21 protein-coding genes are annotated in these 22,304 nt (G+C 72.5%); 15 read left to right on the top strand and 6 right to left on the bottom strand.

Annotation, left to right across the window (positions count from 1 at the left end; translation table 11 throughout):
- Window positions 1-63 precede the first annotated feature (63 nt).
- A complete protein-coding gene (locus tag OOJ91_RS29970) occupies window positions 64-573 on the top strand; it encodes a GNAT family N-acetyltransferase (protein WP_266250211.1) in 510 nt (169 codons plus the stop codon).
- Between the two features lie 110 nt (window positions 574-683).
- Here OOJ91_RS29970 and OOJ91_RS29975 read toward each other — a convergent pair whose 3' ends face one another.
- Window positions 684-2,417: a hypothetical protein gene (locus tag OOJ91_RS29975; RefSeq protein ID WP_266250213.1), complete on the bottom strand. Its 1,734-nt coding sequence runs from the start codon at window positions 2,415-2,417 to the stop codon at window positions 684-686.
- Between the two features lie 366 nt (window positions 2,418-2,783).
- Here OOJ91_RS29975 and pseB point away from each other — a divergent pair, with 366 nt between their 5' ends.
- From pseB to OOJ91_RS30015, 8 genes are all read left to right on the top strand, one after another.
- Window positions 2,784-3,767 carry a UDP-N-acetylglucosamine 4,6-dehydratase (inverting) gene (gene pseB, locus OOJ91_RS29980; protein WP_007457791.1) on the top strand — a complete coding sequence of 328 codons (984 nt, stop codon included), beginning with the start codon at window positions 2,784-2,786 and terminating at the stop codon, window positions 3,765-3,767.
- Window positions 3,764-4,921 (top strand): DegT/DnrJ/EryC1/StrS family aminotransferase, encoded by a 1,158-nt coding sequence (locus OOJ91_RS29985; protein ID WP_266250216.1) that lies wholly within the window; start codon window positions 3,764-3,766, stop codon window positions 4,919-4,921. The genes pseB and OOJ91_RS29985 overlap by 4 nt, the downstream gene beginning before the upstream one ends.
- Window positions 4,922-4,931: 10 nt before the next feature.
- Window positions 4,932-5,783, top strand: a complete 852-nt coding sequence (locus OOJ91_RS29990) for a hypothetical protein (protein WP_266250217.1) — start codon at window positions 4,932-4,934, stop codon at window positions 5,781-5,783.
- The gene (locus OOJ91_RS29995) at window positions 5,773-7,602 is read left to right on the top strand and encodes a class I SAM-dependent methyltransferase (RefSeq protein ID WP_266250219.1); all 1,830 of its coding nucleotides are present in this window, start codon (window positions 5,773-5,775) and stop codon (window positions 7,600-7,602) included. Before OOJ91_RS29990 ends, OOJ91_RS29995 begins: the two co-directional genes overlap by 11 nt.
- Window positions 7,603-7,679: 77 nt before the next feature.
- The gene (locus OOJ91_RS30000) at window positions 7,680-8,402 is read left to right on the top strand and encodes a glycosyltransferase family protein (RefSeq protein ID WP_266251487.1); all 723 of its coding nucleotides are present in this window, start codon (window positions 7,680-7,682) and stop codon (window positions 8,400-8,402) included.
- Entirely contained in the window at window positions 8,399-9,457 is a 1,059-nt protein-coding gene (locus OOJ91_RS30005; protein ID WP_266251489.1) for a PseG/SpsG family protein, read from the top strand. Before OOJ91_RS30000 ends, OOJ91_RS30005 begins: the two co-directional genes overlap by 4 nt.
- Before the next feature lie 53 nt (window positions 9,458-9,510).
- On the top strand, window positions 9,511-10,170 hold the full coding sequence (locus OOJ91_RS30010) for an HAD family hydrolase (RefSeq protein ID WP_266250221.1): 660 nt from the start codon (window positions 9,511-9,513) through the stop codon (window positions 10,168-10,170).
- Between the two features lie 34 nt (window positions 10,171-10,204).
- Window positions 10,205-10,840, top strand: coding sequence for an alpha-ketoglutarate-dependent dioxygenase AlkB (locus tag OOJ91_RS30015; protein WP_266250223.1), 636 nt, complete (start codon window positions 10,205-10,207; stop codon window positions 10,838-10,840).
- A 240-nt stretch (window positions 10,841-11,080) separates the two neighbouring features.
- Here OOJ91_RS30015 and OOJ91_RS30020 read toward each other — a convergent pair whose 3' ends face one another.
- From OOJ91_RS30020 to OOJ91_RS30030, 3 genes are all read right to left on the bottom strand, one after another.
- Entirely contained in the window at window positions 11,081-11,242 is a 162-nt protein-coding gene (locus OOJ91_RS30020; RefSeq protein ID WP_266250225.1) for a TrmH family RNA methyltransferase, read from the bottom strand.
- A gap of 355 nt (window positions 11,243-11,597) precedes the next feature.
- The gene (locus OOJ91_RS30025) at window positions 11,598-14,081 is read right to left on the bottom strand and encodes a DNA gyrase/topoisomerase IV subunit A (RefSeq protein WP_266250226.1); all 2,484 of its coding nucleotides are present in this window, start codon (window positions 14,079-14,081) and stop codon (window positions 11,598-11,600) included.
- A 32-nt stretch (window positions 14,082-14,113) separates the two neighbouring features.
- The gene (locus tag OOJ91_RS30030) at window positions 14,114-16,171 is read right to left on the bottom strand and encodes a DNA gyrase/topoisomerase IV subunit B (RefSeq protein ID WP_266250227.1); all 2,058 of its coding nucleotides are present in this window, start codon (window positions 16,169-16,171) and stop codon (window positions 14,114-14,116) included.
- Window positions 16,172-16,525: 354 nt separating this feature from the next.
- On the opposite strand from OOJ91_RS30030, the gene OOJ91_RS30035 reads away from it, so the two are divergent.
- Together OOJ91_RS30035 and OOJ91_RS30040 are read left to right on the top strand one after the other, a co-directional pair.
- Window positions 16,526-17,782 carry a hypothetical protein gene (locus OOJ91_RS30035; protein ID WP_266250229.1) on the top strand — a complete coding sequence of 419 codons (1,257 nt, stop codon included), beginning with the start codon at window positions 16,526-16,528 and terminating at the stop codon, window positions 17,780-17,782.
- Between the two features lie 91 nt (window positions 17,783-17,873).
- Complete coding sequence (locus tag OOJ91_RS30040; RefSeq protein ID WP_266250231.1) at window positions 17,874-18,737, top strand: alpha/beta hydrolase family protein; 864 nt, start codon at window positions 17,874-17,876, stop codon at window positions 18,735-18,737.
- Between the two features lie 31 nt (window positions 18,738-18,768).
- Here OOJ91_RS30040 and OOJ91_RS30045 read toward each other — a convergent pair whose 3' ends face one another.
- A complete protein-coding gene (locus OOJ91_RS30045; protein ID WP_007457769.1) occupies window positions 18,769-18,939 on the bottom strand; it encodes a hypothetical protein in 171 nt (56 codons plus the stop codon).
- A gap of 195 nt (window positions 18,940-19,134) precedes the next feature.
- Between OOJ91_RS30045 and OOJ91_RS30050 the strand changes: the two genes are divergently transcribed.
- Both OOJ91_RS30050 and OOJ91_RS30055 read left to right on the top strand, forming a co-directional pair.
- Window positions 19,135-19,761 carry a hypothetical protein gene (locus OOJ91_RS30050; protein ID WP_266250233.1) on the top strand — a complete coding sequence of 209 codons (627 nt, stop codon included), beginning with the start codon at window positions 19,135-19,137 and terminating at the stop codon, window positions 19,759-19,761.
- 156 nt (window positions 19,762-19,917) lie between these two features.
- On the top strand, window positions 19,918-20,292 hold the full coding sequence (locus OOJ91_RS30055) for a hypothetical protein (RefSeq protein ID WP_266250235.1): 375 nt from the start codon (window positions 19,918-19,920) through the stop codon (window positions 20,290-20,292).
- Between the two features lie 56 nt (window positions 20,293-20,348).
- Here OOJ91_RS30055 and OOJ91_RS30060 read toward each other — a convergent pair whose 3' ends face one another.
- Window positions 20,349-21,305 (bottom strand): DUF72 domain-containing protein, encoded by a 957-nt coding sequence (locus OOJ91_RS30060; RefSeq protein WP_266250237.1) that lies wholly within the window; start codon window positions 21,303-21,305, stop codon window positions 20,349-20,351.
- Window positions 21,306-21,436: 131 nt separating this feature from the next.
- On the opposite strand from OOJ91_RS30060, the gene OOJ91_RS30065 reads away from it, so the two are divergent.
- Complete coding sequence (locus OOJ91_RS30065) at window positions 21,437-21,940, top strand: DinB family protein (protein ID WP_266250239.1); 504 nt, start codon at window positions 21,437-21,439, stop codon at window positions 21,938-21,940.
- A 102-nt stretch (window positions 21,941-22,042) separates the two neighbouring features.
- Window positions 22,043-22,303, top strand: a complete 261-nt coding sequence (locus OOJ91_RS30070; RefSeq protein WP_266250241.1) for a hypothetical protein — start codon at window positions 22,043-22,045, stop codon at window positions 22,301-22,303.
- Window position 22,304: the final 1 nt, after the last annotated feature.

Genomic DNA, 22,304 nt, shown 5'->3' on the forward strand with positions numbered 1-22,304 from the left:
TTTCCCGGTGGGCCCGGGTAAGGTGCTCCGACCGGACGTGAACAGACAGGAAAGCGAGAGCACGTGCTGCGCGAAGCGACGGCGGACGACGTTCATCTGATGTTGTCCTGGCGTAATCAGGAAACCAACCGTCAGGTCAGCAAGACCAGCCACGAAATCACCGCCGAGGAGCACGCCAGGTGGTGGTCGGCGGTGCGCGACGACCCGACGCGGCGGGTGCTGGTGTACGTCCGCGACGACACGCCCTGCGGCGTGGTCACCTTCTTCGACCTGCGGTTCGACGGCCCACGGACCGGCGCGTGGGGCTTCTACCTGGACGCCGACGGGCTGGCCGAGCGGGACGAGACGCTGCCGGCCTGGCTCGCGGTGATGCGCGAGGCCGTGGAGTACGCCTTCGACGGGCTGCACCTGGAGCGGCTCGACGGGGAGGTGTTGGAACACAACACCGTCGTGCGGCAGATGAACAGGCGTTTCCGATTCGTCGAGGGCACGCCGCTACAGGAACTGTCCGACGGTCGGGAAATCACCGTCATCCCGATTTCACTGGCCCGCGACGACCGCCGCCAACGCTGATCGCCGTCGCAATTCCCGCACTGGTTCGACGCTATTAACTGCCCGTGCGCCCGGTGGACATCCGCCGTTCACGAAACACGATGTCCACCGGGCGGAACCGGGTCCACCGGTCAGGCTCGGCGCCAGGCCGCCCAGTGCTGCCGCTCGTTGCCGCCGAGCCGGACGAAGCCGTACCGTGCGCCGTCCCAGTCGTCCGGCTCGCCGGGCGCCCAGCGGGTGAACACCACCTGCGCGGCGGCGGGCGGCTGCTCGCTGAACCACCGCACGTCGGTCCAGGTCACCTGGTGGCTGAGGTTGAACCGCAGGATGTAGTGCACGCCTGTGGAGGCCCAGACACGCTCGCCGGGGCGTACCCCGACGTCGGCGACCCGGGGGGTCGGCGCGGTGCTCGCCGCCATCGGCCGCACCAGGCGCTTGTCGATCACCTGCATGGTGATGAGGTTGACGACGACCAGAGCGCCGAGCACCGGCAGCCGCAGCCGGGGCACCCGGACGGCGGCCACGAGCAGCACGCACGCGCCGATGCCGAGCAGCGACCCGACCACCGGGCGCATCTCCCGCCAGCCGCCTGTCAACGCCATCAGGTCCGGCGCACCGAAGCCGCCGTAGCGCAGCGAGTGCCCCCGGCTGGCCACGTACGCGAGCCGGACGGCGACCAGCGCGCCGCCGGCGACCAGCAGGCCCACCGCGACCGCCGCCCGGCGCAGCACCACCCGGCGCTGGGCGGTGAGCAGCACCCCGAGGCCGATCAGGAGCCAGAACGGGGCCAGCATCTGCACGTAGCGGCCGTAGATCGCGTCCAACGGCTTGCCGGTGATCCCGGCGAGGATCACCGACGCGCCGCTGGCCACCCCGACACTGACGACGAGCGCCACACCCATCGTCCAGCGGGTGGCGTCGCCCTGGCGTGGGCGCCACAGTTCCCGGACGGCGGCGGCCCAGGCGACCCCGGCCAGCCCGAAGGTGATCACCACGAGGTACCAGAGTTGGGTGGTGACGGCCGCCGCGACGCGGACCACACCCTGGCCGGAGGCGACCGCGGCGACAGTGCCGCCGCCGGGAGTGCTGCCCAGCAGGTAGACCTTGTTCCCGAGGACGTGGATGCCTGCCTCGTTGACAAGCGCCATGGCCAGCACCGGCAGCAGCGCCGCGAGCACCGCGACGGGAGTGATCCGGCGGCGGACGAACAGCAACAGGACCAGTCCGGCGTGCACCGCCACGATCACCAGGCCGCGCGAGTGCAGCAGGTGGAACGCGCCCACCAGCAGGCCGACGGTGGCCGCGGCGAGGGGGCCGGGACGCTCGATCCACAGGTGTACGGCGAGCAGCCAGGCGACCACCAGCGGCGCCATCACCGTGTCGATCATGGCGACGCCGGAGTAGAAGGCGGTGGCCGGCAGCGTCGCCGCCACCACGGCCGCGAGCAGCGCGGACGCGCGCGGCAGTCGGAGCACCCGCCGGGCGAGCAGGTACGCCAGCGGCAGCAGCGCCGAGTTGACCATCGCGTTGATCAGCTGAACGAGGCGGTAGCTGTCGGCGAAGTCGTGGTGGCCGAGGAACGCCGGCGAGATCAGCATCGGGTAGCCGACGCGGCGGAGCAGGTCGTTCTCGCTGCTGAACCCGCCCGGCCCGCCAGCGAGGGCGCGGGCGGTGTTCAGGTAGCTGTCCTCGTCGGTGTGGGCGATCGGCAGCGCGATGTGCCGCGACAGCCACATCCGCCAGGCGACGCCGAGCACCCAGCCGACGCACAGCAGCAGCGGCACGAGCCACCGTCGCGCGGGTGCCGCGGGCGGTGTCCCGGCCGGGACCGCCGGCCGTTCCATCACGTCGCTGCCGGATGTCATCAACGCCTCCTGAACTGCCGGCCGGGCCGGGCGGGCGTGCCCGCCGGTGGGCACGCCGACCGGCCGGTGACGCTCGGGGAAGACCCGCTCGCACCGAGGCGGTGCGGATGTCGGGTGAACGCGGGGAAACGACGGCGCGCAGAGGCTGCCGGTCGCTCGCGCGGCCACTGTAGCGGCCGGATCGGGCCTGGTCAGCCCGCTTCGAAGACGGTCGGAAGTGTTCGCCTGCGCGGTGCCCGCCATTCACGACGGCAGGGGAAGCGGTTAACCCGCGAGCGCCGAGGCGTTAACCCGACGCGGTTAGCGTCTCACCCCGGTCGGCCGGCCGAGGGCCGCCGGTTCATCCACGATCACGGGAGCACCAAATTGAGTGAGTTGAATGGATCGTCCATTCTGATCACCGGGGGAACGGGTTCCTTCGGCAGGACCTTCCTCCGGCACATCCTCACCGAGGCCGACCCCGCCCGGGTGGTGGTCTTCTCCCGCGACGAGCTCAAGCAGTACGAGCTGCGCCAGCAGCTCGGCGACGACCCGCGCCTGCGCTGGTTCATCGGCGACATCCGGGACCGGCACCGCCTCACCCGGGCGATGCACGGCGTGGACCACGTGGTGCACGCCGCCGCCCTCAAGCAGGTGGACACGGCGGAGTACAACCCCTCCGAGTTCATCGCCACCAACATCACCGGCTCGCAGCACGTGGTCGACGCCGCGATCGAGGCCGGCGTCAAGAAGGTCATCGCGCTCTCCACGGACAAGGCGTCCAGCCCGATCAACCTGTACGGCGCCACCAAGCTCGTCGGCGACAAGCTGTTCGTCTCGGCCAACCACTACGCCGCGCACCACCCGACCCGGTTCTCGGTCGTCCGCTACGGCAACGTGGTCGGCAGCCGCGGTTCGGTCGTCCCGCTGTTCCACCGGCTGGCCGCCGAGGGCAAGAGCCTGCCGATCACCGACAAGCGAATGACCCGGTTCTGGATCACCCTGGAGCAGGCCGTCCAGTTCGTCATGGACTCGTTCGACCAGATGCAGGGCGGCGAGCTGTTCGTGCCGCGCATTCCCAGCATGCGCATCCTGGACCTGGTCGAGGCCGTCGCCCCGGACGCCACCACCCACGAGATCGGCATCCGGCCCGGCGAGAAGCTGCACGAGGAGATGATCGCCCCGGACGACAGCCGGCGGACGCTGCGCGCCAAGGACCGCTACATCGTCCAGCCGACGATCGCCGGCTGGGGCTACCAGCCGCCCGTCGACTGCGAGCCGGTGCCGGACGGCTTCGCGTACCAGTCGGACACCAACGACGAGTGGCTCAGCGTGGAGCAGCTGCGCGTGATGCTCGGCCTCACCGCATGACGGGGATGCTCCCGTACGGCCGGCAGTCGATCACCGAGGACGACATCGCGGCAGTCGCCGACGTGCTGCGCGGCGACTGGCTCACCACCGGGCCGCAGGTCGACGCGTTCGAGGCCGACCTCGCGCGGTGGACCGGCGGGGTGGGCGTCGCAAGCGTCTCCAACGGCACCGCGGCGCTGCACGTGGCGTACGCGGCCGCCGGGGTGGGACCGGGCGACGAGGTGGTGGTCCCGCCGATGACGTTCGTGGCCACTGCCAGCAGCGCCGTCGCCCTCGGCGCGACCATCGTGTTCGCCGACGTCGAGGACGAGACGTTCTGCCTCGACCCGGCCGCGGCGGCCGACGCGGTCACCTCGCGGACCGCTGTCGTCGCCGCTGTCGACTACGCCGGCCACCCGGCCGACTACGACGCCCTCCGCACGGCGCTCGTGGGCTCGGACGCGTTGCTGCTCGCCGACGCGGCGCACTCGATCGGCGGGACGTACCACGGCCGCCCGGTCGGGTCGCTCGCCGACCTGACCACGTTCTCGTTCTTCCCCACGAAGAACCTGACCACCGCCGAGGGCGGCGCCGTCGCCGCGCTCGACCCGGAGATCCTGGAGCGGGCCCGCCGGTTCCGCGGCGTCGGTGTGGTCCGCGACCGTGCCGAGCTGCGGTTCCCCGACGAGGGTGGCTGGCACCAGGAGGTGCACGAGTTCGGGCTGAACTACCGCCTGCCCGATGTGCTGTGCGCCCTGGGCCGCAGCCAGCTCCGCCGGCTCGCCGCGTTCAAGGCCCGCCGCAGCGCGCTTGTCGCCCGCTACGACGAGGCGCTGGCCGACCTGGACGGCGTACTGCCGCCGACCCGCAGGTCGTGGGCCGACCCGGCCTGGCACCTCTACCCGATCCGGGTGCTCGACGGGCGTCGCCGCGAGGTGTACGACCGGCTGCGCGCCGCCGGCATCGGCGTCCAGGTCAACTACCTGCCTGTGCACTGGCACCCCGCCTTCGCCGACCTGGGCTACCGCCGCGGATCCTGCCCGGTGGCCGAGTCGTTCTACTCCCAGCAGCTGTCGCTGCCGCTGTACCCGGGACTCAGCGACGCCGACCAGGAACGCGTCATCGACGCGTTGACCGCGGTCCTGCGCGGCAGCGCGGTGCGTTCCGCCGCCTGATGGGAACCTGATGCACCACGCGAACCACTTCTACGGCCACGCCCACGTGCTGGCCCGCTACGCCGGCCTCGGCGACAGGCATCCCCCGCGGATCAACGGGTACGTGCAGCACGGCTGGAACATCGGCGACGGCCTGGCCCCCGGTCACCCGTACGCCGACCGCACCCCGAGCCTGCTCTGGTCCGAGCAGACCCGCCGGCGGGCCTGGTCGGTGGGGCGGCGCAACGTGGTGGTGATCGGCGCACCGTTCACCTACCTGCTGGCCCTGCGGCCGGAGGACCCGCCGGCGCAGGAGCGGGAGGGCACCATCTGGTACCCGTTCCACGGCTGGGAGGGCCAGCACGTCAAGGGCGACCACCGGGAGCTGATCGCCCGCATCCGCGACACCGAGCCCGGCCCGGTGACGGTCTGCCTCTACTGGCACGAGTACGGCATGCGCCACGTCCGCCGGCTCTACGAGCGCGCCGGGTTCCGGGTGATCTGCCACGGCTACCGGGGGCACTGGTGGAAGGACACCGACCCGGAGTTCCTCGACAAGCAGTTGACCGAGCTGCGTCGGCACAAGCGGGTAGCATCCAACCGGCTGACCAGCGCGATCTTCTACGGCATCGCGGCCGGCTGCGAACCGGCCGTCTACGGCGACCCGATGATCCTGTCCAACGAGGACCCGACCTTCGGCGGAACGGCCCGCATCCGTCGGCAGTGGCCGGAGCTGCACGGCGCCGCGGTCGACCTGCCCACCGCGGTCGGGATCGCCCGCGCGGAGCTGGGCACCGACCACCGCTGCACCCCGGCCGAGCTGCGGGAGCTGCTCGGTTGGGCGAACCTTCCGGAAGAAGAAGAGGACGACAGTGACGACTGAGACGGCACCCGCCGGCCGGATCACCCTGCCGGGCGGCGAGATGCTGGCCTGGTCCGACCTGCCGAAGGAGCGGTTGGCCGACGGGGGTCCCCTCGCCGCGCTGGCCGTCCGGATCGTGCCGCCCGGCGCCCGGGTCCTGCTGGCCGGCCCGCACGACCCGGCGCTGCTCGACCGGCTCGCCCACGCCGAGGTGACCTGCCTGCTGCGCAGCCACCCGGACGCGGTGGCGCTTGCCCAGCGGGCCGCCCGCGTGGTGGTGGGCGGCCCGGCCGGGCTGCCCGACGACGAGACGTACGACGTGGTGATCGCCGCCGCCGGGCTCGATCCGGTGGAGTCGGTGGAGGGCACCCGGCTGGGCTGGAACGGCGTGCTGGCACGGCTTGTCGCTGCGGTCCGCCCCGGCGGCGCGCTGCTGCTGCGCCTGGACAACCCGCTCGGTCTGCACCGGCTGGTCGCCACCACCCCCTGGTACGCCGCCCGCGACGACTCGGCCTGGGTCATCGGCGGCGTGCTGGACCAGGCGCACCCCGCCAACCGGGACCAGCTGCGCGAGCGGCTCACCGCCGCCGGGCTGCACCTGAGGGCCTGCTGGGCCGCGTACCCCGACGGCGCGACCGCGACGGCGCTGCTCGACGCCGACCAGCTCGACCGCGGCGCGGGCTCCGGGCTGTTCGACGCGGTGCTGCACGGCGCCTGTGCCGCGGCGTTCGGCACCGCCACAGTGCTCCAGGATCCGGCCCGGCTGGCGGTGGACGCCCTGCACGCCGGACGTGCCGCCGATCTCGCACCGGCCTGGCTGATGCTGGCCCGCCGACCGGGCGGACCCACCGACCCGGGCGCCGACGCGGACCTGCCGGTGGCGCTGGCGCAGACCGGGCAGTCCGGCCAGCCCGGGACCTGCGTGCTGGAGGTGCTCGACGGCCCGTCGGGCTGGCGGTGGGGCCACCACGCCGGCGCTGACGCCGGCACGACCACGGCGGCCGCGCCGTTCGCCAGCCGCGAAGCCGCCTACCGGGACCCGGCCGCGCTGTCCGGGCCGGTGCCGACCGGGCGGCTGCTGCACACCCTGCTGCTCGACGCCGCGCTGCGCCGCGACCTGGCGACGCTGCGCACACTCCTGCACGGGTACGCGGGCTGGCTCGCCGGCCAGGCCAACGCCGACGGCCGACTCGCCGGCGCGGCGGCGCTGGCCAGCACGGACAACATGGTGGTCGACGGGGACCGCTACGCGGTGCTCGACCCGAGCTGGCGGGCCACCGACACGCTGCCCGGCGACGTGGCGCTGGCCCGCGGCCTGTGGCGTTTCGCGGCGGCCCTGCTCACCGGCGGATACGCCCACCCGTGGTCGTCCACTCTCGACGTCGCGGGCCTGACCGTGGTACTCGGCGGGCTCGCCGGCCACGACCTGGACCGGGCGACTGTCGCCGAGGCGGTGCGGACCGAGGCGGCGGTCGCGGCCACCCTGCACGGGTTGGACGCCGAGCGGCGCGCGACCCTCGCCACCGAACTCCAGGCCGTCGAGCCGACCGACCCTCCGGTCGGCGCGCACAGCTACCAGCAGCTGCGCGAGGCGTGGCTGCGGCAACGCGAGGAGATCAGCCGACTCGCCGCCCTGACCCGGTGGACCGACGAGCTGCTCACCTCCCGGGAGCGGGCGCTACGCCGCGCCGAGGCGAAGATCGGCCTGCTCAGCGGGTCCATCAGCTACCGCGTCGGCCGGCTCGCCATCACCCCGGCCCGGCTGGCCAAGCGGGGTGCGCGTGCCGCGAAGCGGCGAGCCCGGGCGGCGCTCGCGCCGAGGCAGGAGGAGCAGCAGTGACAGGCGACGACAACGCGTCCGCGACGGCGAGCCGACCGGACCCGACGGCCGACACGGGAGCGGCCGTCGGGCCCCGGATCGTCGGGATCGTGCAGGCCCGGATGGGCTCGTCGCGGCTACCCGGCAAGGTGCTCCGCCCGCTGGCCGGGCGGTCCGTGCTGGGCCGCGTCGTCCGCGCCGCCCGCGACAGCGGCGTCCTCGCCGATCTGGTGGTCGCGACGAGCACGGACACCGTCGACGACGCGGTGGTCGACGAGTGCCGGCGGCTCGGCGTGCCGTGCCATCGCGGGCCTGTCGACGACGTGCTGGGCCGGTTCGTGGGCGCGCTCGCCGCGCACCCCGGCGACGCGGTCATGCGGTTCACCGCCGACTGCCCGCTGCTCGACCCGGAGATCATCACGCTTGTCGCCTCGGTGTACCGGGCCGTGCCCGGCCTGGACTACGCGAGCACGTCGATCGCCCGGACCCTGCCCCGCGGCCTGGACGTCGAGATCATCCGTGCGGAGACCCTGCGTACCCTCGACCGGCTCGCCACCGGGCACCACCGGGTGCACGTCACCTCGTACGCGTACACCCATCCGGACCTGTTCCGGGTGCTCGGGGTGACCCTCACCCCGGACCGTTCGGCGCTGCGCCTGACCCTCGACACCGAGCAGGACTGGGCGCTGGTGAGCGCCGTCGCCGACCACTTCGGCGACGTCAGCGTGCCGCTGGCCAAGCTCGCCGACTGGCTCGACGGGCAACCCCGGCTGCGCGCGCTCAACGCCGACGTACGCCAGAAGCGGCTGGAGGAGTCCTGAGCACGCTACGGGTCGGGCTGCGCTGCGACGCCGGGCCGCGGCGCGGCGTCGGGCACCTCGTCCGCTGCCTGGCGCTCGCCGAGGAGTTCCTGGCCCGGGGCGCCCATGTCGCGGTGTTCGGCACTGTGGAGCGACTCGGCTGGGCCACCGCCGAACTGGCCGCGCGCGGCATCGACAGGCACCCCGGCCCCGAGTCGCCGGCCGACCTGGTCGAGACGGCCCGACGACACGACCTCGACGTGGTGGTCCTCGACTCCTACGAACTGGACCCGGACGGCGCGGGCGCCCTGCGCGCGGCCGGCGTGTTCACCCTCGCCGTGATCGACGGGGACAGCCGGGGGCAGGACGCCGACCTCTACCTCGACCAGAACTTCGGAGCGCAGCTTCCGGCGCTGCCCGGGCGACTGCTCGCCGGCAGCGGGTACGCCCTGCTGCGCGACTCGGTAGTGACCGCCCGCCCGACGGCGCCCCGACCCGCCACGGCGGTCAGCAGGCCCCGGGTGCTTGCCTTCTTCGGCGGCACCGACGCGGTCGGCGCGGCCCCGGTGCTGACCCGGGTGCTGCTGGCCACCGGACACCCGATGGACCTGACGGTCGTCGTCGGCCGACCCGAGATCGAGGCCGAGCTGGAGACCATCACCCCCGGGCGGGGACAGATCGTCCGTCCCGTCCCGCCCACCGGCTCGCTGCCGGCCCTGATCACCGAGGCGGACCTGGTGGTCAGCGCCGCCGGCACCTCCACCTGGGAACTGTGCTGCCTCGGTGCGCCCGCCGCGCTGGTCTGCGTCGTCGACAACCAACGCGAGTCGTACACCCGGGTGGTGCGGCACGGCCTGGCCGCCGGCCTCGGCGAACTCGCGGACCTGACCGGCGTCGGGGTGCCCGGGCGGGCCGCCCGCGCGACGGCGGCGCGGACCCTCAACGGGCTGCTCGGCTCGCCGCAGCGTCGCGCGGCGCTGGCCGCGCGGGCGTGGTCCACTGTGGATGGCCGAGGCCGGGCGCGCGTCGTGGACGCGGTGTTCGACGCCGTACGCCCGGCCTCCGTCGCGGGCTGACGACGCGCGTTCTCCCGCTTATGATCCGTCGACCAGGCGAACGGGGAACGCACGTGATCAGAGCTGTCTTTTTCGACGTCGGCGGGACGATCCTCGACGAGTCCCGCGAGTTCGCGGCCTGGGCGGACTGGTTCGGCGTTCCACGGCACACGCTCTCGGCGGTCCTCGGCGCCGTGATCGCCCGTGGCCAGGACTACCAGGAGACGTTCCGGACCTTCCGGCCCGACTTCGACCTCGCCACCGAGCTGGAACGTCGCGCCGCCGCCGGCAAACCCGAGTGGTTCGGCGAGGAGGATCTCTACCCCGACGCCCGCGGCTGCCTCACCTCGCTCAAGAAGCAGGGCCTGTTCGTCGGCCTGGCCGGCAACCAACCCGCCCACGCCGAGGCGCTCCTGCACGCCCTCGACCTTCCCGTGGACATGATCGGCACGTCGACCGGGTGGGGCGTGGCGAAACCGGCACCGGCATTCTTCGACCGGGTCGTCGAGGCCGGCGGTGGCGACGCGTCGTCGATCCTGTACGTCGGCGACCGGCCCGACAACGACGTACGCCCGGCCGTCGAGGCCGGCATGCAGACGTGCCTGATCCGGCGCGGCCCCTGGGGGCACATCCTCGACCTGCCGGCCGTGGCCGAGCGGTGCCTGTTCCGCATCGACACGCTTGACGACCTCCCCGACCTGGTGGCGAAGCACAACACGACGGCCACCGCCTAGCACGGGTGTACGAAAGTGCTGCTAGGGTGGCCGCATGACGCAGGCCGCCTACCAGCCGTCGATGCTCGACCTGACCGACGCGGAGCCGACCCTGGGGCCGCTGCCCGGCCCGCTCCGACGGCACCAGCTCAGTCGGGGCGCCTGGGTCGACCACCTTCCCGGCTGGGTGCGCGGGTCCGACGCGGTCCTCGACACCCTGCTGACCGAGGTGCCGTGGCGCGCGGAGCGACGCCACATGTACGACAGCGAGGTCGACGTGCCCCGCCTGCTCTGCTGGTACGGCGCCGACAGTCAGCTCCCGCACCCCGTGCTCACCTCGGCGCGGGCGGCGCTGACCCGGCACTACGCCCCCGAGCTGGGCGAGCCGTTCGTCACCGCCGGCATGTGCCTCTACCGCTCCGGCCGCGACAGCGTCGCCTGGCACGGCGACACCATCGGCCGCTCCGCGCACAGCGACACCATCGTCGCGATCGTCTCGTTCGGGTCACCTCGGCCGCTGCTGCTGCGGCCGCGCGGCGGCGGCGACAGCCTGCGGTTCCCGGTGGGCCACGGCGACCTGATCGTGATGGGCGGCTCCTGCCAGCGCACCTGGGAACATGCCATCCCCAAGACCGCCCGCCCGGTGGGCCCCCGGGTAAGCGTCCAGTTCCGCCCGATAAACGTCGCCTGATCCGCAGCCGGACGAGGAGTTCCCAACGTTGACTGGGGCGGTGGGCGCAGCCGGCGGCCGCCGGTGACCCTCGGTCACCTCCCTGGGGGCGGGCGCGGTCGCCAGCGGTATACCTCAGAGTCATATTCATACCTGTGAGGTATACCGCTCACCAGCACGTCGACACGACGGGCAGTCACAGCGGATGGCAGGCGCCCTTCGCCGCAACCCCAGCACCATCTTGAGTATGGACTCACTCATCTAGAGGAGGCCGGCGAGTTTGTAGAGGACCAGGGAGCCGGCTACCGCGACGTTCAGGCTGTGACCGTGGCCGACCATGGGAATCTCCACCGCCGCGTCCAGATGGTCGAGCGCCTCGGGTGGAATGCCGGTCGCCCCGGGCCGGACGGCCTCGTCAGCCAACTCCACCCCGAGGCCCAGATTCGCGCCGAGCGCCAAGATCCGCGCAATTTCGGGGAAAGTGCTGCTTGCGGCACGCCGGAAGCAGCAACTTCCCCGAAGTTGTGTGGTTCTTGGGGCCGGACGCGCAGGGCGCCCCCCGGACACCCGGGGCGCGCCCGGGGACGGCGCGGTACCCCGAGGTGGGTAGGGGTTAGGGCCTGTTTCATAAGGGCGGTCGAGCCGAGGCGGAGTCCGGGCGGCGATCCGGCAAGGCGCGGTTTCGTTCGGATACCGGTGTTGTATCCGGACGAAACCGCAACGCCGCCGGTCGTCGTCCGGGCCCGCCGCAGGCCGACCAGTCCTTATGAAACAGGCCCTAGTCGCGTTCGATCAGGTGGCCTACCACAGTGGGGCCGAGCATCACGGCGAAGCCGCTGCCGTCGCGCCGGGGATCGGCCGCAGGCAGCTCCACCGGCTCGCCGGTGCCTGTCGCGCCGACCGGGCGCGGCCCCACCCAGGCCACGGCCACGTCGGTCTCGTCCTTGAGGAAACGGTGCGCGCGGACGCCGCCGGTCGCCCGGCCCTTCGCGGGGTACGCCTTGAACGGCGTCACCTTGACCGTCGCCCCGGTGGACGTGACCACCATCGGCTCACCGTGCCCCGCATCGTCGGTGCGTACCGCGCCGAAGAACACCACCCGAGCCCCGGCCGGCAGGTTGATGCCGGCCATGCCACCGCCCTTGAGGCCCTGCGGGCGCACCAACCCGGCGGCGAAACGCAACAGCGACGCCTCCGAGGTGACGAAGGTGAGCATCTCCTCGCCGTCGGTCAGCCAGGTCGCCCCGACCACCTCGTCACCGTCGCGCAGACCGATCACGTCGAACTCGTCGGACCGCACCGGCCACTCCGGCGCGCACACCTTCACCACACCCTGCCGGGTGCCCAGCGCCAGCCCGGGCGAGGAGTCCGCCGCACCGCCGAGCGGCGCCAGACCGACAACTGTCTCCCCCGCCTCCAGCGGCACCAGCTCGGCGGCGGACATGCCACCACGCAGCGACACCGTGCCTGCCTGCTCGGGCAGCACCGGCAGCGGCAGGACGTCGATCTTGAAGGCGCGACCCGCGCTGGTGACCAGCAGCACCCGACCACGGGCGGTGGAGTGCACGATCGCGCGTACCGTGTCGTGCTTGACCCGGCCGTTGCGCCGGCGCCCCTCGGCGCTCTCCTCCGACTCGGCCGCGGTGCGGGCGACGAGCCCGGTCGCGGAGAGGATGACCTGGCACGGATCGTCCGCGACCTCCAGCGGGCCGGCCGGCACGGATGCCGCGAGCACCTCCTTGAGGTCGCCGTCGACAAGGGTCGTCCGCCGTTCGCTGCCGAACTGCTTGACCACGGCCGCCAGCTCGTCGGAGACCAGCTTCTTGAGCACCCGCTCGTCGTCGAGGATCGTGGACAACTCGGTGATCTCGCCGCGCAGTCGCTCCTGCTCGGCCTCCAGCTCGATCCGGTCGTACTTGGTCAACCGACGCAGCGGAGTGTCCAGGATGTAGGTGGCCTGGATGTCGGAGAGGCCGAACTGGCTCATCAGCCCGTCCTTGGCCGCCTGCGCGTCGTCGCTGCCCCTGATCAGGCGCACCACCCGGTCGATGTCCAGCAGGGCGATCAGCAGGCCATCGACCAGGTGCAGTCGCTCCTGACGCTTACGGCGGCGGTACGCGCTGCGCCGGGTGACCACCTCGTACCGGTGGGCCAGGAAGACCTCCAGCAGCGCCTTCAACCCGAGGGTACGGGGCTGCCCGTCGACGAGCACGAGGTTGTTGACGCCGAACGACTGCTCCAACGGGGTCAACCGGTAGAGGTCGGCGAGCAGCGCCTGCGGGTTGACCCCCACCTTGCACTCGACGACCAGCCGGGTGCCGCTCTCCCGGTCGGTGAGGTCCTTGACGTCCGCGATGCCGGTCAGCCGCTTGGTCTTGGTGACCTCGTTGGTGATCGCCGCGATGACCTTCTCCGCGCCGACACCGTAGGGCAACTCGACAACTGTGATCGCCTGGCGGCCCCGGCTGCCCTCGATCGGGCCGATCTCCACCTTGCCGCGCATGCGCACGACGCCGCGCCCCGTCTCGTACGCGCGGCGCACCTCGTCCAGACCGAGCAGCACGCCGCCGGTGGGCAGGTCGGGGCCGGGGACGAACTCCATGAGCCGGTCCAGAGTGGCGTCCGGGTGGTTGATCAGCCAACGGGCCGCGGAGACGACCTCGGCGAGGTTGTGCGGGATCATGTTGGTGGCCATCCCGACCGCGATCCCGGACGCGCCGTTGACAAGCAGGTTAGGGAAGGCCGCCGGCAGCACTGTCGGCTGGGTCAGTGAGCCGTCGTAGTTGGGCTCGACGTCGACGGTGTCCTCGCCCAGCTCACCGACGAGCAGCATGGCCTCGCGCGACATCCGCGCTTCGGTGTAGCGCGAGGCTGCCGGACCATCGTCGGGGCTGCCGAAGTTTCCATGCCCGTCGATGAGCGGCACGTTGAGCGAGAAGTCCTGCGCGAGGCGGACCATCGCGTCGTAGATCGCCGTGTCGCCGTGCGGATGGTACTTACCCATGGTGTCGCCGACAATTCGGGCAGACTTCACGTGCCCACGGTCAGGCCGGTAGCCCTGCTCGTACATGGACCAGAGGATGCGGCGGTGCACGGGCTTGAGGCCGTCGCGGGCGTCGGGCAGCGCGCGGGAGTGGATGACCGAGAACGCGTACTCCAGGTAGGAGTCGGAGACCTCGGTGACCAGCGGGTTGTCGAAGACCCGCGCGCCGGCCTGGTCGAACGAGGAGAGGTCGACCTTGTTTTCCTTGCGGCGTGCCATGACTCAGCTTTCCCCTTGAACGGCAGCGGTGCTCATGCGTCGATCGCATCCCGGTCGACCCGGTCCGCGGAGTCGATGAGCCAGTTGCGGCGCGGCTCGACCTTCTCGCCCATCAGCAGTTCGAGGATGCGCTCGGCGGCGTCGACGTCCTCGATGGTGATGCGGCGGACGGCGCGGGTGGCGGGGTTCATCGTGGTGTCCCACAGCTCGTCGGCGTCCATCTCACCGAGGCCCTTGAAGCGCGGAATGGGCGTGACGATCTGCTTGCCGGCCTTCTCCAGCTTGCGGACCGTCGCCTCCATCTCGGCCTGGGTGTAGGTGTAGACGGTCTGCGGGTTGCGCCCCCTGGTGGTGATCTTGTGCAGGGGTGGCATGGCGGCGTAGAGCCGACCAGCCTCGATCAACGGCCGCATGTACCTGGCGAAGAGGGTGATAAGCAGCGTACGGATGTGGGCGCCGTCCACATCGGCGTCGGCCATGATCAGCACGCGGCCGTAGCGCAGCGCCGCGAGGTCGAACGTCCGCCCCGAGCCGGCCCCGAGCACCTGGACGATTGCCGCGCACTCGGCATTGTCCAGAACCTGCTGGAGGTTGGCCTTCTGCACGTTGAGGATCTTGCCTCGGATCGGCAAGAGCGCCTGATATTCGGACGACCGTGCCATTCTGCTCGTCCCGAGGGCGCTGTCGCCCTCCACGATGAACAGCTCGCTGCGGTCGATGCCTGTCGCCCGGCAGTCGACGAGCTTCGGCGGCATGGACGCGCCCTCCAGGGCGGTCTTGCGCCGGGCAGCGTCCTTCTGCTGCTTCTGGGTGAGCCGCACCCGGGCCGCGTCGACGATCTTCTGCAGGACGACGCGCGCCTCGGCCTTGGTGCGCCGGTCGTCCAGCCAGGCCTTGACGTGCGCGTCGACAAGGGTCTGGATGACCTTGGTGATGCCTGTGGTGGACAGCTCGTCCTTGGTCTGCGAGGTGAACTGCGGCTCGGGGATCCGCACGTGCACCACGGCTGTCATCCCCTCCAGGACGTCGTCCAGGGTGGGCGGCTCCTCCTTGGCCTTGAGCAGGCCGCGGGTGTTGCGGACGGCGTCGGCGAGGGTGCGGACGAGGGCCCGCTCGAAGCCCTTGCGGTGGGTGCCGCCGTGCGCGTTGCGGATGGTGTTGGTGAAGCACTCGACGGTGCGCTCGTAGCCGGTGCCCCACCGGAACGCCACCTCGACCTCGGCGCGGCGCTGCACGTTCGACTGCATGACGCCGTTGGCGTCGGCGGCGTTCTCCCGGTACGTCCCCTCGCCGTTGACCAGCAGCATGCCGGAGACCGGCCGGTCGCCCGCCGGCGCGAGGAACTCGACCATGTCGCTGAGCCCGTCGGGGTAGTGGAACCGCTCCTCGGCGGGGGCCTCGCCGGTCAGGTCGCGCAGCAGGTAGGTCACGCCGGGGACCAGGAACGCGGTGTTGCGCAGCTTCATCCGGACGGCGTCGACGTCGAGCGCCGCGCCGGTCTCGAAGTAGCGGGCGTCGTGCCACCAGCGGATCGAGGTGCCGGTGCGCTGGCCGCGCTTCATCGCGCCGATCACCTGGAGGCCGGGGCCGGCGGTGAAGGGCGCTTCCGGCCCGTCGCCGTCGAAGATCCCCGGGACGCCGTGCCGGAACGACATGGCGTGCACCTTGCCGGCCCGGCGGACGGTCACGTCGAAGCGGCGGGACAGCGCGTTGACCGCCGAGGCGCCGACGCCGTGCAGGCCGCCGGAGGTCTTGTAGCCGGAGCCGCCGAACTTGCCGCCGGCGTGCAGCCGGGTCAGCACCAGCTCGACGCCGGAGATGCCGGACTTGGCGTGCACGTCGGTGGGGATGCCGCGGCCGTCGTCGTCGACCTGGACAGAGCCGTCGGCGTGCAGGATCACCTCGACTGTGGTGGCGTGACCGGCGACACCCTCGTCGGTGGAGTTGTCGAGGATCTCGTTGACGAGGTGACCCACGCCACGGCTGTCGGTGGAACCGATGTACATGCCGGGCCGCTTGCGGACGGCGTCCAGCCCCTCAAGGTGGGTGAGGTCATCGGCCCCGTACAGGGTGTCAGGCTCTGCGGTCAACTGGTCGTACTCCCCGGTCTCGGCGGTGTGCTGCCCGTCACCGGCGATGTCAGCCGGCGTGGCGCGCCGCAGCGAGCCTAGCCCGAGGCTGAGACAACTCCCGGAGGACCTACGCGACCCGCCGCGCCCGCGCCGCCGGACGTGAGAAACCGAACAACCGAACCGGGGTCTGCACGCGGCCGGCGCGGCCGTGCTCCGGCGTCGTTAACAGCCCTGACCGACCGACAGCCCCGCGCACCAGGGGTGCGTGTCTTTCATCGAACGATTCTGTTACGGGCCATTGACGCCCGTTGCACAGGGGTGATCTGATCGCGCTCTCAGAGAATCTTTCATCTTTCGATGGTTGGGAGCCCCATGCCCAGGTTCCGGCGTACCGCGCTCGCCGCGGCACTCACGATCGTCACGGCAGCCCTGTCGACCGCCGTCGCGCTGCCCGCCCCCGCGACCGCCGCGCTGCCCACCGCCGCAGTGGCGCTCGGCGACAGCTTCATCAGCGGCGAGGGCGCGGGGGCGTACACCCCGGTGGTCGACGCCAACGGGGTCAGCCAGGGCTTCCCCGGCTGGTCGGCGCCGAACAACAACGCGTACTTCTGCCACCGGTCGGCGAACGCCTCGCTCAACCAGGCGGACCTGCCGGGCATCCAGAACCGGTTCAACCTGGCCTGCTCCGGCGGCCAGCCGCGCGACATCGCCACCGCCTCGGCAGCACGGGAGAAGGGCCGTACGGTGACCGCCCAGCTCGACCAGCTGCGCGCCGTCGCGCAGACCCAGGACATCGACCTGGTGCTGATCGGCCTGGGTTCCAACAACAGCTCGTTCACCTTCGGCAGCGTGGCGGAGAAGTGCGCCAACCGGTTCATCGCCGACGCCTGGACGGGCTGGTGGGAGTTCTGGGCGTACCTGAACGGGCCGGTGGAGCAGAAGCCGTGCAGTGACGCCGACCTGGCCACCGCCGCACAGATCAGCGACGCGACCGCGGAGACCACGGTCGCCGTACGCCAGATCCTGACCACCCTCGACCAGGTGGACGCGGACGGCCAGCACCGGGTGGTGTTCCAGGACTACACCAACCCGCTGCCGCTTGACCTGAACCCGGCGTACTACGAGGAGGACGGCCGGGACGACACCCGGGACAAGTTCCGTGACCTCGGCGCCGAGCGGTACGCGGCCGGCTGCCCGATCCACCGGGCCAGCCTCGCCCCCGGGCACCGCTTCTCGCAGGGCCTGGGCGGCATCGTGAAGTCCACCCGGGACACCCTGGCCGCCGAGTTCCCCGCCGACGACCTCGTCTACCTCAACGTGCAGCGGGCCTTCGACGGCGCGCGGCTGTGCGAGTCGACGTCCAGCCCGACCGGCGCGCTGGCCACGCCAATCCGGCTGCAGGACGGCGCGACCGGCACCTTCGTGACCAGCCTCGCCGGCAAGGACAAGATCGCCATTCAGCGGATCGCCAACACCTGCGTCAGCTACTTCCAGACCTGCCAGGAGTCGTGGCACCCGAACGCCACCGGGCACCAGGTGCTCGGCAGGTGCCTCGCCGGCGCCGCCGTCACCGCCTCCCGCGCCGTGTCGTGTGTCCGCGCCGGCGACGGGACGATCTCCGTCTCCTGACCGGTAGCGCCACCGGAGGCCCCGCCACCCCGGCGGGGCCTCCGTCACGTCCGGGCCGCCTCGGCTACCCCTCGGTACGTAGGCTGGGCCGGTGAACGGGGACCCGGAGTACACGCAGGAGTTCGTCGACGTCGACGGCGCTCGCCTCGGCGTGCAGGTCTATCCCGAGCCGGCCGGGCCGCCCGGCGCTCCCGTGGTGGTGATCTGGCCCGCGATGGGCGTCCGCGCCCGCTACTACCGGCCGTTCGCCGCGGCGCTGCGTGCGGCCGGCCTGGCCGTGGTCGTCGCGGACCTGCGGGGCACCGGAGCGAGCACGCCCGCACCGAGCCGCGCCGACCGGCACGGCTACGCCGAGCTGGCCAGCGACATCGGCGCAGTCCTGGCGGCGCTCAAGTCGCGACTGGACGGGCGTACCCGGGTGCTGCTCGGCCACTCCCTCGGCGGGCAGGCAGCGTTGCTGCACCTCGCCCGCCACGGCCGCGACACCGTGGACGCTCTGGCGCTGATCGCGGTGGGCATCCCCTACTGGCGCACCTATCCGGGTCCCCGAGGGCTCGGCGTGCTGCCGTACACCCAGGGCATCGCCGCCACCGCGGCGCTGCTCGGCGTCTGGCCGGGCTGGGGCTTCGGCGGCCGGCAGGCGCGCGGGGTCGTCCGCGACTGGGCACACACCGCGCGTACCGGCCGCTTTCCGCGGCTCGACGGCACGGACACCGAAGCGGCGGTACGCGCGGTGCGCACACCGGTGCTGGCGATCAGCGTGGACGACGACCAGTACACCCCGCACGAGACAATGGATCACCTCTGCGCGAAGCTCACCGCGGCCCCGGTGACCCGCGAGCGCTACACGGTGGTGGAGGCCGGGGCGCCGCTGGACCATTTCACGTGGGTCCGCGCCGGCGCGCCGCTGGCCGGGCGGATCGCCCGTTTCGCCGCCGACCTGCCGCCCCGCTGAGCCGTACCGGGTGCTCGGGGCGGCGCCCGACTCACTCCTCCTGGTCCAGCGGCACCAGCTCGTCGTCGCGTTCCACCTGGATCTGCGCGTGATCCTTGCGCGGCGCGACCTCCGCGGTGTTCCGGTGCGGATCGTTGTCCGGGTGCATGAGCACCGCATCGGTCTTGGGGGTCTTCTCGCGGACCTCGTCCGGCTGCGACATGTCGTTCCCCTCTCCGTAAGCGTCGGGGGGATCTACCCGCCACCGCGCCGACGACTCCTCCCGGCGGGGAAAGCGGACCTCGACGCGCGAATGTCCCGGTCGTGGCGGTGCGGCGGGGATCGGCCGGCGGGCGACGGGGTTAGCCGCTCGGGCGGCGGGTAAGCCGCGTCGCCCGACACGGCGGAAGGGGATCACATGTCCGAACGACACACCGCACTGCGCTCGATGCACGATCTGGGTCTGGCGGCCTGGTTCGGCGGCTCCCTCATGGGTGCCTTCGGCGTCAACGGCGCAGCGGCGAAAATCAACGACTCCACCCAGCGGCTGCCCGTCGCCTCGGCCGGATGGTCGAGGTGGACCCCGGTCAACGCGGCGGCGATCGGCGCGCACCTGGCCGGGGCGGTCGGCGAACTGGTCACGGAGAGTCCTCGGGTGGCGGCCCAGCGCGGAGTGGGCCGGGCCAGCGCCCTCAAGACGGCGCTGACGATCGGCGCGCTCGCGGTCACCGGCTACAGCCGGTTGGTCGGCATGCGGTTGGAGAAGGCAGGCGGCCCGCCGGTGAACGGCGCCACCGAGCCCAACCACCAGACGCCGGCGAGCGTCGCCTCCTCGCAGCGGCAGATGAAGCTGCTCCAGTGGGCGATTCCGGCGTTGACCGGATCGCTCGTCGTGGTCACCGCGTACATGGGTGAGCAGCAGAAGCCCGGGCAGGTGCTGCGCGGGATCCTCAGCCGCACCGGCGGGATGCGCAACGCCCCGATGGGCATCGCCAAGATGGGCATGGGCGTCGGCAAGCGGCAGATGGCCATGGCCGGACGTTGAGCGTCGGGCCGGCCGGCGTCCCGCCGGACCGTCGACGACGGGGCACCGGCCGGCCCTGCGCGCCCGCCACGCCGCACGGCGTTCCGAGCGGGCAGGACCGGCCCGGTGACGGGCAATCCGTCCGTCGGTAGCGGCGGACCGACGAGCGAGGTGGCCATGACGGCACACGAGGGACGCGCCAGTGGCGGCGGTGACCGGCCGGAACCGGAGGCGGTCAACCCGTGGGGCACCGGCGACGGTTTCGACGCCGACGCGCCCTGGGGCGCCGACGACGACTCGCCGATGGACGAGGGCAGCGAGGAGACGGCGGTGCCCGAGGGGCGGCGCGGTGAACGACGCGCGGGCGCTCCGTCCGGCCGCAGCGGTCCGGCCGGTCGACACGGCTTCGGCTCGGTCGAGCCCACCCGCACCACGATGGCCGGGCCTGGCGCGCCACCGGACCCGGCGCCCAGCGGTCGGAGCTTCCCCGACGACGCGGACGTCAACGAGTCGACCCAGGACGCGCTGCGCAGCCGGGGTCGACGCTCCTGATCAGCCGCGCTGCCCGCGTGCCCCGCCCGAACGGGGGGTACGCGGGCAGCAGGCCGTCAGCCGGTCGACCCGGCCCGCGCCGCGACCGTCGCACCGTCGGCCGGTCGACGCGGCCCGGCGGGCGCCCGCGGCTTCGCGAACATCGTCTCGGCGAGCACCTGCGCCAACCGTGTGGCGTCGCGCTGGGCCTGCCCGGCGCAGCAGTTGTTGAACAGCACGTGCAGGTCGTCGACGTCCGCGGCCAGCTCCGCCAGCCGGCCGGCCCAGTCCCGCAACTCCGACTCGTCGTACGCGTAGCGGAACTTGTCCTGCTTGTCGCCGTCACGCCACGCGTCGCTGTGGCCGTGGAAGCGGATGATCGCCGGCTCCGCCGTACGGGTCAGGATCGGCGGCACCGACGACGGATGCCCCTGCGGCATGTCGACGCAGACCAGGGAGAGGTCGTGCGCGCGCAGCAGATCCAGGGTCGCGGCCGTCGCGGCTCCGTCGAACCAGGAGCCGTGCCGCAGCTCCACCGCCACCCGCCACGGCCGGCACCGCTGCGCCAGCTCGACGATGCGGCGTTCGGCGGCGGCGCCGCGCGCCAACCACGGCGGAAACTGCAACAGCACCACACCCAGCTTGCCGGCGGCCGCGATCGGGTCCAGCGCCGCCCGGAAACGGGCCCACAGCTCGTCGTACGCCTGCTCGGGCAGGTCGCGACGGCGGACCCGGCTCGGGCCGGCGGCCGGCCGCAGATCCCGGGGCAGCGCGGCGACAGGCGTCGGGTGACCGGTGAAGAGGCTGAACGCCTTGACGTCGAAGGTGAAGTCGTCAGGCGTCGCGTCGACCCAGCCGTGCGTGGTCTCCGGCACCGGAACGGCGTAGTAGGACGTGTCCACCTCGACAAGCGGGAACCGGCCGGCGTAGAAGGCCAACCGGCCGGCCGGCGTGTTGGCCGAGCGCGGATACCAGCCGGAGCGCAGCAACGTCTGGTCCGCCCAGGACGACGTGCCCACCTTGATCACACCCATGTCGTTCAGTGGACAGTCCCGCGCCCCGATCGGCAACCGCTGACGGCCGGCGGCCTCGTCGTGTCCACCCCGAAGTGTCGGTGCCCGGTCCTAGGCTGACGCTCGATCGGACCTCGACGAAAGGGCACCACATGACCAGCACCGCGCAGCTCACCGGGGAACGGGCCGACCTGCTGCAGACGCTGCGCCGGCACCGGGGTTTCCTCCTGCAGACCGTCGACGGGCTGACCGACGAGCAGGCCGCCGCGCGCAGCACCGTCAGCGAGCTCTGCCCCGGCGGGCTCATCAAGCACGTCGCCGGCACCGAGGAGCGGTGGATGCTGTTCGCCGTGGGTGGCGCGGAGGCGATGCAGCGCGAGGAGATCGACTGGGTCGGTCAGTTCCGGATGGCGCCGGGCGAGACCCTGGCCGGGTTGGTCGAGCGGTTCCGCGCGGTGGCCGACCACACCGACGAGCTGATCGCCACTCTCGACCTGGACGCGGCCCACCCGCTGCCGCAGGCGCCGTGGTTCGAGCCGGGTGCGAGTTGGACGGTCCGTCGGGTGCTGCTGCACCTCATCGCCGAGACGTCCCAGCACGCGGGGCACGCCGACATCCTGCGCGAGGCGATCGACGGGTCGAAGACCATGGGCTGAGCCGCGGCCGGCCCGCGGGCGCTTCGCCTCGTGCCGTCACCACGGTTCCCGCCCCGGGCGCGGATGTGACATCGCCCGCAGGGTCGGCGCTGAGGGACAGAGATGAGCGCCCACCGGATGGACCACGAAACCGTCGAGCGGCTGCTCGGCGGTTTCCCCGTCGACCCGACGAGCGGCACGCGTCCGGTCGTGCTGCTCCTGACGGCGGTGCGCGCCGCGCCGCGCCCCGACGAACTGGCCGGCCTGGGCCTCGCCGTGCAGGGCTTCCGCAGCGCCCAGGCGCACCGCCGACACCCTTCCCCGGCCCAGGTGTTCCCGTCCCTCGATCAGGACGCCGACGGCGCGACGGGCCGGAGCCCCTGAC

Origin of the sequence: Micromonospora lupini (assembly GCF_026342015.1) — a bacterium.
In the GTDB taxonomy this organism is placed as follows: Bacteria; Actinomycetota; Actinomycetes; order Mycobacteriales; family Micromonosporaceae; genus Micromonospora; species Micromonospora lupini_B.